This window comes from Ensifer sp. M14 (assembly GCF_003355565.1).
Classification (GTDB): domain Bacteria; phylum Pseudomonadota; class Alphaproteobacteria; order Rhizobiales; family Rhizobiaceae; genus Ensifer.
In genome coordinates this window covers 580,458-595,243 of the sequence record NZ_QJNR01000014.1, presented here as the reverse complement: position 1 = coordinate 595,243, position 14,786 = coordinate 580,458, and the positions used below count along the sequence as shown (strand labels likewise).

Genomic DNA, 14,786 nt, shown 5'->3' with positions numbered 1-14,786 from the left:
GATGCGACATTGGCGTCAACACCAACCCGCACCTCACGGAGCCCATCATGCCCATCATCAACGTCACCGTCACCGGCAAGTCCGACGCCGCCCTGTCGCAACGCATCGCTGCCACCGTGAGCGAATTGACCGCCAAGCATCTGCACAAGGACCCAACGATTACCGCCATCGTCGTCAACTACGCCGATCCGGCACACTGGTTCGCAGGTGGCCGTTCACTGGCAGACCAGGGCGCGAGCAGCTTCTGGCTCGATATCAAGGTGGTGGATGGCACCAACACCAAGCAGGAGATGGCAAGCTATCTCGAGGCCGTCTTTGCCGGCTTCCAACAGTTGCTCGGCAACGTGCATTCGGAAAGCTACATCCTCGTGCATGAAGTCTCCGCCGCCGCCTACGGTTACGAAGGCAAGACGCAGGAGTTTCGCTACATCAGCAACAAGCTCAAGGCGACGGTTTAAACGCCAACGCTAATGATTGAGAAGACTTACGGCGTCGGTTCTGATCGACGCCGTAAGTCTGTAAAGCCTGATCAGCAGGCCTTTGCCTCGTCGTTGCCGCGCAGCAGATGAATGAGCGCGGAAAAATCCTCCCCGCCGTGGCCGAGCTTTTCAAACATGGAGTAAAGCTGCGCCGCCTGGGCGCCCATGGGCGTCGAGGCACCGCTGGTGCTGGCCGCCTGTTGCGACAGCTTCAGGTCCTTCAACATCAGGCTGGCGGCGAACCCCGGCTTGTAGTCGTTGTTGGCCGGCGATGTCGGCACCGGTCCCGGCACCGGGCAATAGGTCGTCAGCGACCAGCATTGACCAGACGAGGTCGAGGCCACGTCGAACAACGCCTGGTGCGACAGACCGAGGCGCTCGGCCAAAACAAAGGCTTCGCAGACACCGGCCATGGAAATACCGAGGATCATGTTGTTGCAAATCTTTGCCGCCTGGCCCGCACCGACGTCGCCGCAATGAACGATCTTCTTGCCCATGGCGTCGAGCAGCGGCTTGCCGCGGGCAAAGGCATCGTCTGCACCGCCAACCATGAAGGTCAGCGTGCCGGCGGCAGCGCCGCCTGTGCCGCCCGAGACGGGCGCATCCAGTGAACGGCAGTCGGCCTTTTCGGCCAACGCATGCGCCTTGCGGGCGCTATCGACATCAATTGTCGAGCTGTCGATCAGCAAGGTGCCGGGGTCGACGAATCCAAGCAGTTCATCCCAGACATAGAGCACGTGAGCGCCGGCCGGCAGCATGGTGATGACGCATTCCGCCTCGCGCGCAGCATGCGCGATCGAGCCTGCAACCGAAACACCCGTCTTGGCTGCGGCGTTGCGCGATGCCTCCGACAGGTCGAAGCCGGTCACCGCGTGGCCGGCTTTCACCAGATTGGCTGCCATCGGGCCGCCCATGTTGCCGAGCCCGATAAAGGCGATCTTCGTCATCTTCACTCCTCCTGAAATGCAGTTCGACCGACGCCGATCGGGGCGGCTTGCTCCCTCAGGCGACAAACAGTGGCAGGTGATCCCGGTTGGCAAAGCGCGCGCGCATCTCGTCGGTCACATCAGACAGCCCCACAGACCATTTCGGGTTGCGGTCCTTGTCGATGACGGCGGCACGCACGCCCTCATAGAAATCCGGATTGGCAAGCATGCCGAGTGTCGCCGAATACTCGCGCTCGAGGCATTCGTTGAGCGAGGCGCTTTTGCGACCGGCGCGCAGGAGATCGAGCGTCAGCTTCATGCTCAAGGCCGAGCGCGAGCGAAGCAGCGCCAGTGTCTCCCAACCGAAGTCACTGTCTTCCGCCTCCAGAGCCGCAAGGATTTCCTCGACAGTGTCGAAGGCAAAGCAACGATCGATTGCCTTGAGATGGGGCGCCAGCGATGAGGCCGACGCCTCCTCGGCAACGCTTCGAATTGCATTATCGACGTCCGCTGCGCCGGCTGGGGCCGGCAGTCCACCGAGGATCGAGAACAGTTCATCGAGCTTGCCGGCCGGCACATAGTGATCGGCAAGCCGCGCATGGATCGCATCGGCGGCAGCGATATCGCGGCCGGTCAGGCCGAGATAGGTGCCGAACTCGCCGGGCGCCTGCGGCAAAAGCCAGGTGGCGCCGACATCCGGGAAATAGCCGATGCCGGTTTCCGGCATGGCGAGCCGGGTGCGCTCGGTGACGATCCGGTGGCTGCCATGCGCCGAGATGCCGACGCCGCCACCCATGACGATGCCGTCCATGATGGCGATATAGGGCTTGGGATAAGCCGAGATCCGGCTGTTGACGATAAACTCCTCGCGCCAGAACTGCGCGCCTTCGGAGGGTCGCTCGCGTCCGCTTTCATAGATCATGCGGATATCACCGCCGGCGCAAAGCCCGCGTTCGCCTTCGCCCGTCACCATCACGGCAGCAACCGAAGGATCGCTCTCAAACTCGGTCAGCGCCTCGGCGATCAGCCGGATCATCGGAACGTTGAGGCTGTTCAGCGCTCTGGTGCGATTGAGCCGGAGGCGCCCGATGGCGCCCTGCCGCTCGACGATGACCTCAGGTGCTGCCGCCTGCATTTCCATGAAAAACCCTTCCGATTATTTCCGGCCGATGAGCGCGCGCGCCACGATCAGCCGCATGATCTCGTTTGTGCCCTCAAGTATCTGGTGCACCCTCAGGTCCCTGACAATCTTCTCGACGCCGTAGTCGGCGAGATAGCCGTAACCGCCATGGAGTTGCAGCGCGTCGTTGGCGATGGCGAAGCAGCGATCGGTGACAAAGCGTTTGGCCATGGCGCAGAGCTTCGTGGCTTCCGGGTCGCCGGCATCGAGCGCCGAAGCGGCGCGCCAGAGGAAGGTCCGGGCGATCTCGAGATCGGTCGCCATGTCGGCGAGACGAAACTGCAGCGCCTGGAATTCGCCGATCGCCTTGCCGAAGGCGCGACGCTCCTGGACATAGGCAAGCGCCTTATCGAAGGCAGCCTGCGCACCGCCCAGCGATGCAGCGGCGATGTTCAACCGCCCACCGTCCAGCCCGCCCATGGCGATCTTGAAGCCGTCGCCCTCACCGCCAAGGCGATTTTCAGCGGAAACCCGCACGCCATCGAGCATCACCGCGCGGGTCGGCTGCACGTGCCAACCCATCTTCTTCTCGTTGGCTCCGAAGGTGAGGCCGGGCGCGTCCTTTTCGACCACGAAGGTCGAAATGCCCTTCGGGCCATCTTCGCCGGTTCGTGCCATGATCACATAGAGGCCGGAGACGCCGGCGCCGGAGATGAACTGCTTCTGGCCAGTCAGCACATAGCTGTCGCCGTCCTTGATCGCCTTTGTCTTGAGCGCTGCCGCATCCGAACCGGATCCGGGCTCCGTCAGGCAATAGCTCGCCAGCGTCTCCATAGTCAGCAGCTTCGGCAGCAGCCGATGGCGCTGCTCGTCTGTGCCGTAGCGGTCGATCATGCCGGAGCACATGTTGTGAATGGAAACGAAGGAGGCGACCGCCGGGCAGCCGGTAGCTAAGGCCTCGATGATGATCGCGGCGTCGAGCCGTGTCAGGCCCGTGCCGCCGACATCGTCGCGGATATAGATGCCGGCCATGCCGAGCGCCGCTGCTGCCTGGAGCTTGTCGACAGGAAAGTGTTTTTCCTGGTCCCACTCGATGGCATTCGGCGCCAGTTCGTCGCGCGCAAAATCGAGCGCCATCTGGCGGATGGCTTCCTGTTCCTCTGACAGGCGAAAATCCATATGCATGTCCTCCCTGACCGCATACCCGCTGCATGTTTCCTTTAATCGTAGCCGATTAAAGGAGAAAAACATGCAGCAACTCAAAGTGCTACAGCGACCTTTGCGCGCCTTAGATGCGCGGCGCTGTAGCCGATTGGGGCTAGTTACACCAAATTCCGTACAGGCACAGGTGCAACTTCTCACAGGTTCTGTTCAAAAACGAACAGAACCCTGCCAAAGTCCATCAGCTCTCGCTCAGACGATACGGCAGAGCGCCGCGCAAGTCATGGTCAACGATCAGCTTCCGCTTCAAGGGAGGCACGGCCCGGCTGGCGCATTTCGTCCGCTCGCAGATCCGGCAGGAAATGCCGATCGGATCGAACGCCGCGCGGTTGCCGAGATCGAGATCGTCGGCGTAAACGAAGGCGTCGGCGTAGGAAATTTCGCAGCCGAGCGCCAAGGCATAACGCGGCTGTGCTGCGCGGAAACCGCCGCCGCCCTTGGTGATCTGCGTCGCAAGGCAGAGATAGCGCACGCCGTCCGGCGTCTCGGCAAGCTGGCGAATGATGCGGCCGGGCGTCTCGAAGGCCTGATGCACGTTCCAGAGCGGACAGGCGGCACCGAAGCGGGCAAATTGCAGCTTCGCCGCACTATGGCGCTTGGTGATGTTGCCGGCCCGATCGATGCGGGCAAAGAAGATCGGAACACCCTTCTGTCCCGGGCGTTGCAGCGTCGACAGGCGGTGGCAGACCTGCTCGAGCGACGAGCCGAAACGCGCCGCCAGCAGTTCGATGTCGTGCCGGAGTTCCCGCGCCGCCTTGTGAAAGGCCTGGTAGGGCAAGATCAGCGCCCCGGCGAAATAGTTCTGCAGCCCGATGCGACAGATCTCGTAGGCCTCCTCTGTGCGAAAACCGGCACCGCCGGCTACGCGATCGATCTCCTCCCGGGCATAGAGCTGGGCGATCTGAAGCGCGACCTGGAAGTCGCGGGTCGCCGCCGGTGCGTAAGGGTTGAGCGTCAACAGGCGCGCGCGCGGATCGTAGCGCCGGATCGCTTCGTCGCCGGCAGCACCTCGTACGACGCGCACACCGTGGCGCTGTTCGAGATAAGCGACAAGGGCGGCATGGTTGTCGCCTTCGCCAAGCCCGAGCTCGCCGGCCAAGCGCTCGGCGAGAACATCGATGTCATGGATGTAGTTGTCGACGAAATGAAAGAAGTCGCGGACCTCCTCATAGGGCGTCGTCTCCACCGAAGGCCCGCCACGGCCGATGGTATCGTCGATGCTGGCGAGCTGCTCGCTGTTGCGACGATAGGCCTGATGACAGCTGATCAGCGCATGCGCCAGCCCCGGCGCATTCTGGGTGATCAGCTTCAGTTCCTGCAGGCTCGGCGAATAGGTCTCAAACAGCGGGTCGCTGAGCGCCTCCGACAGGGCCGACAACAGCCTGTCACCCTCGCCCGTCGACAATTCGGCGATGTCGATTTGGAACTTTTCGGCGAGCGCCAGCAGCACCGAAGCCGACACTGGCCGTTGGTTGTTCTCGATCTGGTTAAGGTAGCTGGTGGAGATGCCGATGCGCTCGGCAAACTGCCCCTGCGTCGCTTTGTTCGCATCCCTGACTTCCCGGACCTTGCGGCCGATATAGAGTTTGCCGATCGCCATGTTCGCAACTTTGCAATTTACATTTCGCAATATTCTCTATTTCACATTTGCACATGAACGGGCGTTTTACCATCCGCCCTTCGAGGCTATTGCGAAGCGACAAACGCCTCTGCACAATCACGGAAAAACCGGGAGGGAATTATGCGCGCCATACTCGAACAGGTCGAAGCTCGCCGGGCAGAGGCAAGGGCCGGCGGCGGCCAGCGCCGCATCGATGCCCAGCACGGCAAAGGCAAGCTGACGGCGCGCGAGCGCATCGAGGTTCTGCTCGATGACGATTCCTTCGAAGAATACGACATGTATGTCACGCATCGCTGCGTCGACTTCGGCATGGACAGCCAGAAGGTCGCCGGCGACGGCGTCGTCACCGGCTGGGGCACGATCAACGGTCGGCAGGTCTATGTGTTTTCCCAGGACTTCACCGTGCTCGGTGGCTCGCTGTCGGAAACCCACGCGCAGAAGATCTGCAAGATCATGGACATGGCGGTCAGGAACGGCGCGCCGGTGATCGGCCTCAACGATTCAGGCGGCGCCCGCATCCAGGAAGGCGTCGCTTCGCTTGCCGGTTACGCCGAAGTCTTTCGCCGCAATGCCGAGGCATCCGGCGTCATCCCGCAGATCTCGGTGATCATGGGACCCTGTGCCGGCGGCGCCGTCTATTCGCCAGCCATGACCGACTTCATCTTCATGGTGCGCGACAGTTCCTACATGTTCGTCACCGGCCCCGATGTGGTGAAGACCGTCACCAACGAGATCGTCACCGCCGAAGAGCTCGGCGGCGCAGGCACGCACACGAAAAAGTCTTCCGTCGCCGATGCGGCCTATGAAAACGACATCGAGACGCTGGAGCATGTGCGCCTGCTGTTCGATTTCCTGCCGCTCAACAACCGCGAAAAGCCGCCGGTCCGGCCATTTCACGATGATCCCTCGCGCTTGGAACGTCGCCTGGACAGCCTGATCCCCGACAGCGCGGCAAAACCCTACGACATGAAAGAGCTGATCCTCGCGCTTGCCGACGAGGGCGACTTCTTCGAGCTGCAGCAGAGCTTCGCGCGCAACATCATCACCGGCTTCATCCGCATGGAAGGCCAGACCGTCGGCGTCGTCGCCAACCAGCCGATGGTGCTTGCCGGCTGCCTCGATATCGACAGTTCGCGCAAGGCCGCCCGCTTCGTACGCTTCTGCGATGCCTTCTCGATCCCGATCCTGACGCTTGTCGACGTGCCCGGCTTCCTGCCCGGAACGGCCCAGGAATATGGAGGCGTCATCAAGCACGGCGCCAAGCTGCTTTTCGCCTATAGCCAGGCAACCGTACCGATGGTGACGCTGATCACGCGAAAGGCCTATGGCGGCGCCTATGACGTCATGGCCTCCAAGCATATCGGCGCCGACGTCAACTACGCCTGGCCAACCGCAGAAATCGCCGTCATGGGCGCCAAGGGCGCGACCGAGATCCTCTATCGCTCCGAACTCGGCGATGCCGACAAGATCGCGGCGCGCACTAGGGAATACGAGGAGCGTTTCGCCAATCCGTTTGTCGCCGCCGAACGCGGCTTCATCGACGAAGTGATCATGCCGCATTCGTCGCGCCGCCGCATCGCCCGCGCGTTTGCCTCGCTTCGCAACAAGCAGGTCAATCTGCGCTGGCGCAAGCACGACACGATCCCCTTATGATGGAGGCAAGCATGGAGCCGGAACGCGAACGCATCATGACGCCGGAGGAGGCCCGCCGCGACCATCGGGAGATGCTGCGCTACATGGGCGTCAACGCGCTCTACGGCATGGCGACAGGGGCAACCGTCGCAGGTGTCCTGATCTGGCTCAACATCGGCGCGGTCGGCACCCACATCGCCCGCTCCACCAGCCCCATCCTCGCCACGGCCATGGTCGTCGTACCCTTCGCGCTGCTCTTCGGCGGCGCCGTTGCGGCATCGTCCATCGCGCTCCTGCCCTATCGGCGCAAATTCAAACGCTGACGCGACACCCAGGATTTGAAAGAGATACGCATGTTCAAGAAGATCCTCATCGCCAACCGTGGCGAAATCGCCTGCCGCGTCATCAAGACAGCGAAGAAGCTCGGCATTGCCACCGTCGCCGTCTATTCCGACGCCGATCGCGATGCCATGCATGTGCGCATGGCCGACGAAGCGGTTCATATCGGCCCCTCGCCCTCGGCGCAGTCCTATATCGTCATCGACAGGATCATCGAGGCGATCCGCAAGACCGGTGCCGATGCGGTCCATCCCGGCTACGGCTTCCTGTCGGAGAATGCAGCCTTCGCGCAAGCGCTGGAGAAGGAAGGCGTTGCCTTCATCGGTCCGCCTGTTGGCGCCATCCAGGCGATGGGCGACAAGATCACCTCGAAGAAGCTTGCAGCCGAAGCCGGCGTCTCCACCGTGCCCGGCCACATGGACCTGATCGCCGATGCCGACGAAGCCGTCAAAATTTCAGGATCGATCGGCTATCCCGTGATGATCAAGGCGTCTGCCGGCGGCGGCGGCAAGGGCATGCGCATCGCCTGGAACGACCAGGAGGCGCGCGAGGGCTTCCAGTCCTCCAAGAACGAGGCCAAGAACTCGTTCGGCGACGACCGGATCTTCATCGAAAAATTCGTGACCGAACCGCGCCACATCGAAATCCAGGTGCTTGGCGACAAACACGGCAACACCCTCTATCTCGGCGAGCGCGAATGCTCGATCCAGCGCCGCAACCAGAAGGTCATCGAGGAAGCCCCCTCGCCGTTCCTGGATGCCGCCACCCGCAAGGCCATGGGCGAACAGGCCGTGGCACTGTCGAAGGCCGTCGGCTATCACTCGGCCGGCACCGTCGAGTTCATCGTCGATGGCAACCGCAACTTCTATTTCCTGGAAATGAACACCCGCCTGCAGGTGGAACACCCGGTCACCGAGCTCGTAACCGGCCTTGACCTCGTCGAGCAGATGATCCGTGTTGCCGCCGGCGAAAGGCTCTCCTTCGGCCAGGCGGACATCAAACTTAATGGCTGGGCGATCGAGAGCCGCCTTTATGCCGAAGATCCCTATCGCAACTTCCTGCCGTCGATCGGCCGGCTGACCCGCTATCGGCCGCCGGCGGAAGGTGCAAACGACGGCACGGTCACGCGTAACGACACCGGTGTCTTCGAGGGCGGCGAAATCTCGATGTACTACGATCCGATGATCGCCAAGCTCTGCACCTGGGGTCCTGACCGCCTGACGGCCGTGGAGGCCATGGCAGAGGCACTCGACCGGTTCGAGGTCGAAGGCATCGGCCATAACCTGCCGTTCCTGTCTGCCGTGATGCAGCAGCAGCGTTTTCGCGATGGCCGGCTGACGACCGCCTATATCGCCGAGGAATTTGCCGACGGCTTTCATGGCGTCACGCCTGATGATGCGTCGGCGCGCAAACTGGCGGCGATCGCCGTCTCCATCAACCAGGTACAGCAGGAACGCGCCAGCCAGATTTCCGGCACCATCGGCAATCACCGCCGGATCGTCGGCAACGACTGGGTGGTCAATCTTGCCGACATGGACTTTCCGCTGACCTCGGGTGCTTCGGCCGACGGCGCCTATGTCCGCTTCGAGGATGGCACGTCCGCCTCGATCGCCGGCGACTGGACGCCGGGCCGCACGCTCGCCACCTTCAACATCGACAATCAGCCAATGAGCGTGAAAGTGGACCTGACGGGAACCGCGATCCGACTGCGCTGGCGCGGCATCGACGTGATCGCCCGAGTGAGGAGCCCGCGCGTCGCCGAGCTTGCCAAGCTGATGCCGAAGAAGCTGCCGCCGGATACATCGAAGATGCTGCTTTGCCCGATGCCCGGCGTCATCACCTCGGTCTCGGTCAAGGCCGGGGACACGGTGGAGGCGGGCCAGTCGCTGGCGATCGTCGAGGCGATGAAGATGGAAAACATTCTACGCGCGGAAAAACGCGCGACCGTCAAGCGTGTCGCCGTTGCCGCCGGCGCAAGCCTTGCTGTCGACGAACTGATCATGGAATTCGAATGATGGCTGCCGACGGCGCTGTCGCAGCATGGCCCCTCACACTAACCCTCTCCCCGCTCGCGGGGAGAGGGAAGACGAACGCCAGGCGAGCCACACCCCTCTTCTCCCCGTTTCAACGGGGAGAAGGTCCCGGCAGGGGGATGAGGGGCTGGCCAAATCAAACTGCATGTGGAGCGACGCGATGACCGAGAAGACCATCAAGGACTGGGAAAACCTCGCCGAGCGTGAGCTCAAGGCGTCGCCGGAAAGCCTCACATGGCAGACGCCTGAAGGCATCGCCGTCAAGCCGCTCTACACCGCTGACGATCTCGACGGCATTGGCCATGTCGGCTCCCTGCCGGGTTTTGCCCCATTTCTGCGCGGACCGCGCGCGACGATGTACGCCGGCCGCCCCTGGACGATCCGGCAATATGCCGGATTCTCGACGGCAGAAGCCTCCAACGCCTTTTATCGCAAGAACCTCGCTGCCGGTCAGAAGGGCCTTTCGGTCGCCTTCGACCTTGCCACCCACCGCGGCTACGACAGCGATCATCCCCGCGTCGAGGGCGACGTCGGCAAGGCCGGTGTGGCGATCGACAGCGTCGAGGACATGAAGATCCTGTTCGACGGCATTCCGCTTGAAGACATGTCGGTGTCGATGACCATGAACGGCGCTGTTATCCCGATCCTCGCCTCCTTCATCGTCGCGGGCGAAGAACAGGGCGTTTCGCGCGACAAGCTGTCCGGGACCATCCAGAACGACATCCTCAAGGAGTTCATGGTCCGCAACACCTATATCTACCCGCCGGAACCCTCGATGCGCCTCGTCGCCGATATCATCGAGTACACGGCCAAGGAGATGCCGAAGTTCAACTCGATCTCGATCTCCGGCTACCACATGCAGGAGGCCGGTGCGACGCTGGTACAGGAGCTCGCCTTCACGCTGGCCGACGGCCGCGAATATGTGCGCGCAGCACTTGCCAAAGGGCTTGATGTCGACGAGTTCGCCGGTCGCCTCTCCTTCTTCTTCGCAATCGGCATGAACTTCTTCATGGAAGCCGCCAAGCTTCGCGCAGCCCGGCTGCTGTGGACGCGGATCATGACGGAGTTCGAGCCGAAGAAGCCGTCGTCGCTGATGCTGCGCACCCATTGCCAGACTTCGGGCGTCTCGCTGCAGGAGCAGGATCCCTACAACAACATCATCCGGACCGCCTTCGAGGCGATGTCGGCGGCGCTTGGCGGCACCCAGTCGCTGCACACCAACTCGTTCGACGAGGCGATCGCGCTGCCGACCGAGTTTTCGGCGCGCATCGCCCGCAACACCCAGCTGATTCTCCAGCATGAGACGGGCGTGACCAAGGTTGTCGATCCCCTGGCCGGTTCCTATTATGTCGAGAGCCTCACCAATGAGCTGGCCGAAAAAGCTTGGGCGCTGATCGAGGAAATCGAGGCGATGGGCGGCATGACCGAGGCGGTCAATGCCGGACTGCCCAAGCGTCTGATCGAAGAGGCGGCCACCCGGCGCCAGGCGGCCGTCGACAAGGGCGAGGAAGTGATCGTCGGCGTCAACAAGTACCGCCTCGACAACGAGGAGCCGATCGACATCCTGGAGATCGACAACACCGCTGTGCGTGCAGCCCAGATCCGCCGGATCGAAGAGACCAAGCGGCGGCGCAACTCGCAGGATGTGGCAAAGGCGCTGGCGACGATTACGGAACTTGCGCGTAGCGGCGAAGGCAACCTGCTGGCGGCAGCAGTAGAAGCAGCCCGGGCCCGGGCGACCGTCGGCGAGATTTCCGACGCGATGCGCGAAGCCTTCGGCGACCATGCGGCAACGCCCAAGGTGGTGAGCAAGATCTATGGCAAGGCCTATGAGGGCGAGCCGGAATTGGCTGTGCTCACCGAACGGCTCGGCGAAGTCTCGGACAAGCTCGGCCGCAAGCCGAAGATCATGGTGGCGAAGCTCGGCCAGGATGGTCACGACCGCGGCGCCAAGGTGATCGCCTCGGCCTTCGGCGATATCGGCTTCGACGTTCTGGCCGGCCCCCTGTTCCAGACACCTGAAGAGGCGGCCGACATGGCGGTGGCCAGCAAAGTCAACGTCATCGGCGTATCGTCGCTCGCCGCCGGCCACAAGACGCTGATGCCGCAACTTGCCGAGGCGCTGAAAAAGCGCGGCGGTGAGGATGTCATCGTCATTTGCGGCGGCGTCATCCCACGGCAGGACTATGAGTACCTGATGGACAACGGCGTTTCGGCCGTCTTCGGTCCCGGCACCAACGTGCTCGACGCCGCGCGCGCCGTGCTCGACCTGATCGAGGGCAAGCGGCGCAACATTTGATCTCCTCATTCCGCTCCAACCGAAGAGTGGGATGGGTTGCTTATTGAACGAGAAGCGCGATGCCGGTCGCGCCGAGCGCCAGTGTCCAGATGCGATCGAAATTGATCCACGCCGAGCGCAGAGCCGCAAGGCCAAGCCACTCGAAGACAGCGAGCGCCACTGCCGCGATGACCGCGAGCATGACGCCGCTATGAACCGCAAGGGCGGCGAGCGAGAGTGACAACGAACTGGCGATCGCGAGTTCGCCCCCGCGATCCGCCAGGCAGAGGCTGAGGACCGCGGGCACCAGCATCAGCCCCGCCCCGTGGCTCGTCGCCATAAGGAATGACCAGAGCGCAAGGCCGGCCATACCGGTTTGCATGCCGATCCGGACCCTGTGGCGGTGCCCATAAAGCGCGCTGTAGCCGGCAACACCGAGAATAAGCACGCCCGCGGCAACCCTGAAGCTGTTCGGATCCAGAGCGGTGCCGAAAGCGACGAAGATGGCAAGGACAGTCGCGATGGAAATGGCATGGCCGATGGCAATGGGAACGAGAGACAGCCAGACGGCGCGCCTGCTCTGTCGGTGAAGCCCGAGCGCCACGGCGAAGAGCCAGCCCATTGCCGGATTGACGCCGTGAAAGGCGCCAAGGCCCACAAGCGAAAGCCAAGGCCAGAAGGTCGTCATTCGCCCAGGTAGGGCTGCACGGCCGCACCCTCCTTAAGGATAGCAGTAGGAATCGGACGAGCAGTCCCCGCCTTCGAGACGAACCTGATGCGGGCGATGGCCTTTGGGCCAGTCGACAAAAAAATTCTCGTCGAATGCTATCCCACCGCCGTCAGCAACATCGAGCTTGACCATCCAGCCGTCGATGCCTTCGGGGTAAAACTGCGGATCGATCGCGCCGTAGAGCGAGTTGGTGAAATAGACGCGCTTGCCGTCCCGGCTGATCTCCACCATCTGCGGGCCGCCGTTCAACGCGCCGTTCGTGGCCTTCGGATGGGTTCCACGCGAAACGATGCCACCGATCCGCACCCGCCCCGTCTCCTTCGGGCTAAAGGGATCGGAAACATCATACTGGATCATGTCACCGGTGCCCCAACAGGAGACGTATAGGAACCGATCATCCATCGACAGGTCGATGTCCGTGACTAGTGGCGCGACCGCGCCGAAGCCCTTAAGCACGGGCGGCAGCAGATCCGGATCGGCGGGCTCCGCCGGGATCTCGATCACCTTCTTGACCGCCCATTGGTCTTTGTCGCGATACCAGGTCCAGATCGAAGCGGAGAGATCCTTGAGGCTGATGACGCAGCCGACGAAGCCGTAGGCCTTGGTCGGATCGTGGGCGGGGCGGAGTTCAAAGACGAGCTGGTGCTCCTCCCCAAAATCAATCTCCTGCAGGTGCTTGCGCTTGTGCAGGTCCCAGAAATGCAGTCGGCGACCGTATTTCGAACCGAGCAGAACCTCGGGAACCAGTCCGTTCTCGAAGGTATCCGGCGTTCCCCATTCGCTCGTGATCATCGTGTCGTGGCCGAGATGCCACCAGAAATCATAGGCAAGTTTTTGCGGTCCGCGATCCATTTCCCATTGGCCGAGCACGTCGAAACTCTGGTGATCGAGAAGGAAGATACCGCCCGGTGCATTGCCGTCACGGTCCGCGAGCGCGTTGACGTAAATGCCCTCCGGGCCGCAATGCGTGGTGTGAAGCCGCGAGTAGTTCGCCCTTTCGGCAATTTCCTCAGGCTCGATCACCCGCACGATCTTCGGATTGCGGGGATCGGGCTTCGTATCGATGATGTGGAGCCGCGACGATCTCAAACCGGGCACGATCAGATAGCGACGCTCGACATGCGGGTGTGGGGCGTTGGGACAAAGACAGGAGGAGCAGGCATTCCAGCCGAAATGGTGCAGCTCATCACCGACATTCGGCATGTCGACCTGCCCGACGATTTGCGAGTAGTGCGGAGACGTCGGGTCGACATCGACGACGGCGATGGCATCGGGCCTCGCTCGCTCGGGATCGAACGCTGCGACATAGGCTAAGGTCTCCTTTGGAGCCTTGGCCGCCATGCGTGGTGATGGATAGAAGGAAGGATCGGGTCGCCACGTCGCCATTTCCATTCTCCCTGGAGAATTCCCAATGCGCGGTTCCTGATGCAAGCTTAGGTGATGCGTCAAAAACGCGCCGGAAATGCGGCGTCGCGCCTTATTTCCTCAGAAGTGGCAATGCCTTCCTGTAGCGGATTGCGTCGACCATCTCCTGAGCTTACGGCCCGACCTCTCGTGCAATCGCATGTCTGGATCGTTAACTCCATAACCTCGGCGGCAAAGCGCCCCGGAGAGTTCGGCCGCTGTTGCCGCGAGCGGCCTACGTTTCGATCTTGAGCTTCATCCGGTCCGCGGCAAAACAGCTGCGGGAATACTCGACCGGCTTGCCATCGAGATCCGCGTTGATCGAGTGCGTTTCAAGCACGATCGCGCCCGCCGAGAGTTTCAACTTCGAAAGCTCGTCTCCGTCGGCATGGCGGGCGACGATTTCGGTCGATACGCGCACATAATCGTCGAGCCCATGCGCGGCAAACGCCTTGGTCACCGAATGCAGTTGCTCGAACTCTTGCGCCATCCGCGGAAACCGCGCGGCGGGATAATAGCTTGACGAAACCGACAACGGCCTGCCGTCGCCGCTGCTGACGGTGCGCAGTTCGATAACCGGGTCTCCGGGCGCGATGCCCAACGACGTGGCGATCTCGCCGAATGCCTTCAGTTCGGCATGACCGAGCAGGCGGGTGCCGATCTCCTTTACCTGCCGTCCGAGCCCTTGCGAGAAGCGGGTGCGGCGGGAGATCGGATAGCTCACCCGCTCCTTTCGCTCGATCATCGTGCCGCGTCCCTGGACGGGACGCACCAAGCCCTCATCGGCAAGCGCTGCGAGCGCGCTTCTGACCGTGTGCCTGTTGACGCCGAACTCGCCGGCAAGCACCGTTTCGGGCGGCACCATGCCGGCGGCATCGTAATCGCCATTGCTGATCGCCAGCCGGATCCTGTCTGCGATCTGCCGCCAGAGCGCGACGCCTGTCTGTCGTTCAACCACTTTCCGCATTGCCCTCTTCTCGAATTGCGCACGCTTCGAAGTGCC

12 protein-coding genes are annotated in these 14,786 nt (G+C 62.5%); 5 read left to right on the top strand and 7 right to left on the bottom strand.

Annotated elements, in window-relative coordinates:
- The first annotated feature begins 47 nt into the window (after positions 1-47).
- Positions 48-458, top strand: coding sequence for a 4-oxalocrotonate tautomerase family protein (locus BLJAPNOD_RS31225; RefSeq protein ID WP_115422637.1), 411 nt, complete (start codon positions 48-50; stop codon positions 456-458).
- Between the two features lie 71 nt (positions 459-529).
- Here the strand turns inward: BLJAPNOD_RS31225 and mmsB are convergent, their stop codons facing one another.
- From mmsB to BLJAPNOD_RS31205, 4 genes are all read right to left on the bottom strand, one after another.
- Positions 530-1,426, bottom strand: coding sequence for a 3-hydroxyisobutyrate dehydrogenase (mmsB, locus tag BLJAPNOD_RS31220; RefSeq protein WP_115422636.1), 897 nt, complete (start codon positions 1,424-1,426; stop codon positions 530-532).
- A gap of 55 nt (positions 1,427-1,481) precedes the next feature.
- On the bottom strand, positions 1,482-2,546 hold the full coding sequence (locus BLJAPNOD_RS31215; RefSeq protein WP_115422635.1) for an enoyl-CoA hydratase/isomerase family protein: 1,065 nt from the start codon (positions 2,544-2,546) through the stop codon (positions 1,482-1,484).
- 15 nt (positions 2,547-2,561) lie between these two features.
- Positions 2,562-3,704, bottom strand: a complete 1,143-nt coding sequence (locus BLJAPNOD_RS31210) for an isobutyryl-CoA dehydrogenase (protein WP_199566068.1) — start codon at positions 3,702-3,704, stop codon at positions 2,562-2,564.
- Between the two features lie 223 nt (positions 3,705-3,927).
- On the bottom strand, positions 3,928-5,346 hold the full coding sequence (locus BLJAPNOD_RS31205) for an XRE family transcriptional regulator (protein ID WP_115422633.1): 1,419 nt from the start codon (positions 5,344-5,346) through the stop codon (positions 3,928-3,930).
- 141 nt (positions 5,347-5,487) lie between these two features.
- Between BLJAPNOD_RS31205 and BLJAPNOD_RS31200 the strand changes: the two genes are divergently transcribed.
- The 4 genes from BLJAPNOD_RS31200 (at position 5,488) to scpA (ending at position 11,670) form a co-directional block, all read left to right on the top strand.
- The gene (locus BLJAPNOD_RS31200; RefSeq protein WP_115422632.1) at positions 5,488-7,020 is read left to right on the top strand and encodes an acyl-CoA carboxylase subunit beta; all 1,533 of its coding nucleotides are present in this window, start codon (positions 5,488-5,490) and stop codon (positions 7,018-7,020) included.
- 11 nt (positions 7,021-7,031) lie between these two features.
- Positions 7,032-7,322: a hypothetical protein gene (locus BLJAPNOD_RS31195; protein WP_077499163.1), complete on the top strand. Its 291-nt coding sequence runs from the start codon at positions 7,032-7,034 to the stop codon at positions 7,320-7,322.
- Positions 7,323-7,352: 30 nt separating this feature from the next.
- Positions 7,353-9,353: an acetyl/propionyl/methylcrotonyl-CoA carboxylase subunit alpha gene (locus BLJAPNOD_RS31190; protein ID WP_077499165.1), complete on the top strand. Its 2,001-nt coding sequence runs from the start codon at positions 7,353-7,355 to the stop codon at positions 9,351-9,353.
- 178 nt (positions 9,354-9,531) lie between these two features.
- On the top strand, positions 9,532-11,670 hold the full coding sequence (gene scpA / locus BLJAPNOD_RS31185; RefSeq protein ID WP_115422757.1) for a methylmalonyl-CoA mutase: 2,139 nt from the start codon (positions 9,532-9,534) through the stop codon (positions 11,668-11,670).
- Positions 11,671-11,710: 40 nt separating this feature from the next.
- Here the strand turns inward: scpA and BLJAPNOD_RS31180 are convergent, their stop codons facing one another.
- From BLJAPNOD_RS31180 to phnF, 3 genes are all read right to left on the bottom strand, one after another.
- Positions 11,711-12,337: a hypothetical protein gene (locus tag BLJAPNOD_RS31180; protein ID WP_115422631.1), complete on the bottom strand. Its 627-nt coding sequence runs from the start codon at positions 12,335-12,337 to the stop codon at positions 11,711-11,713.
- A 33-nt stretch (positions 12,338-12,370) separates the two neighbouring features.
- Entirely contained in the window at positions 12,371-13,765 is a 1,395-nt protein-coding gene (locus BLJAPNOD_RS31175) for a selenium-binding family protein (RefSeq protein ID WP_115422630.1), read from the bottom strand.
- Positions 13,766-14,018: 253 nt separating this feature from the next.
- Entirely contained in the window at positions 14,019-14,750 is a 732-nt protein-coding gene (phnF, locus tag BLJAPNOD_RS31170; protein WP_115422629.1) for a phosphonate metabolism transcriptional regulator PhnF, read from the bottom strand.
- Between the last annotated feature and the right edge of the window lie 36 nt (positions 14,751-14,786).

Bases quoted from the DNA above. Each gene is read 5' to 3' on its own strand.
- BLJAPNOD_RS31205 (WP_115422633.1), bottom strand. From the start codon at position 5,346: ATGGCGATCGGCAAACTCTATATCGGCCGCAAGGTCCGGGAAGTCAGG.
- scpA (WP_115422757.1), top strand. From the start codon at position 9,532: ATGACCGAGAAGACCATCAAGGACTGGGAAAACCTCGCCGAGCGTGAG.
- phnF (WP_115422629.1), bottom strand. From the start codon at position 14,750: ATGCGGAAAGTGGTTGAACGACAGACAGGCGTCGCGCTCTGGCGGCAG.
- BLJAPNOD_RS31195 (WP_077499163.1), top strand. From the start codon at position 7,032: ATGGAGCCGGAACGCGAACGCATCATGACGCCGGAGGAGGCCCGCCGC.
- BLJAPNOD_RS31175 (WP_115422630.1), bottom strand. From the start codon at position 13,765: ATGGCGACGTGGCGACCCGATCCTTCCTTCTATCCATCACCACGCATG.
- BLJAPNOD_RS31190 (WP_077499165.1), top strand. From the start codon at position 7,353: ATGTTCAAGAAGATCCTCATCGCCAACCGTGGCGAAATCGCCTGCCGC.
- BLJAPNOD_RS31215 (WP_115422635.1), bottom strand. From the start codon at position 2,546: ATGGAAATGCAGGCGGCAGCACCTGAGGTCATCGTCGAGCGGCAGGGC.
- BLJAPNOD_RS31180 (WP_115422631.1), bottom strand. From the start codon at position 12,337: ATGACGACCTTCTGGCCTTGGCTTTCGCTTGTGGGCCTTGGCGCCTTT.
- mmsB (WP_115422636.1), bottom strand. From the start codon at position 1,426: ATGACGAAGATCGCCTTTATCGGGCTCGGCAACATGGGCGGCCCGATG.
- BLJAPNOD_RS31210 (WP_199566068.1), bottom strand. From the start codon at position 3,704: ATGGATTTTCGCCTGTCAGAGGAACAGGAAGCCATCCGCCAGATGGCG.
- BLJAPNOD_RS31225 (WP_115422637.1), top strand. From the start codon at position 48: ATGCCCATCATCAACGTCACCGTCACCGGCAAGTCCGACGCCGCCCTG.
- BLJAPNOD_RS31200 (WP_115422632.1), top strand. From the start codon at position 5,488: ATGCGCGCCATACTCGAACAGGTCGAAGCTCGCCGGGCAGAGGCAAGG.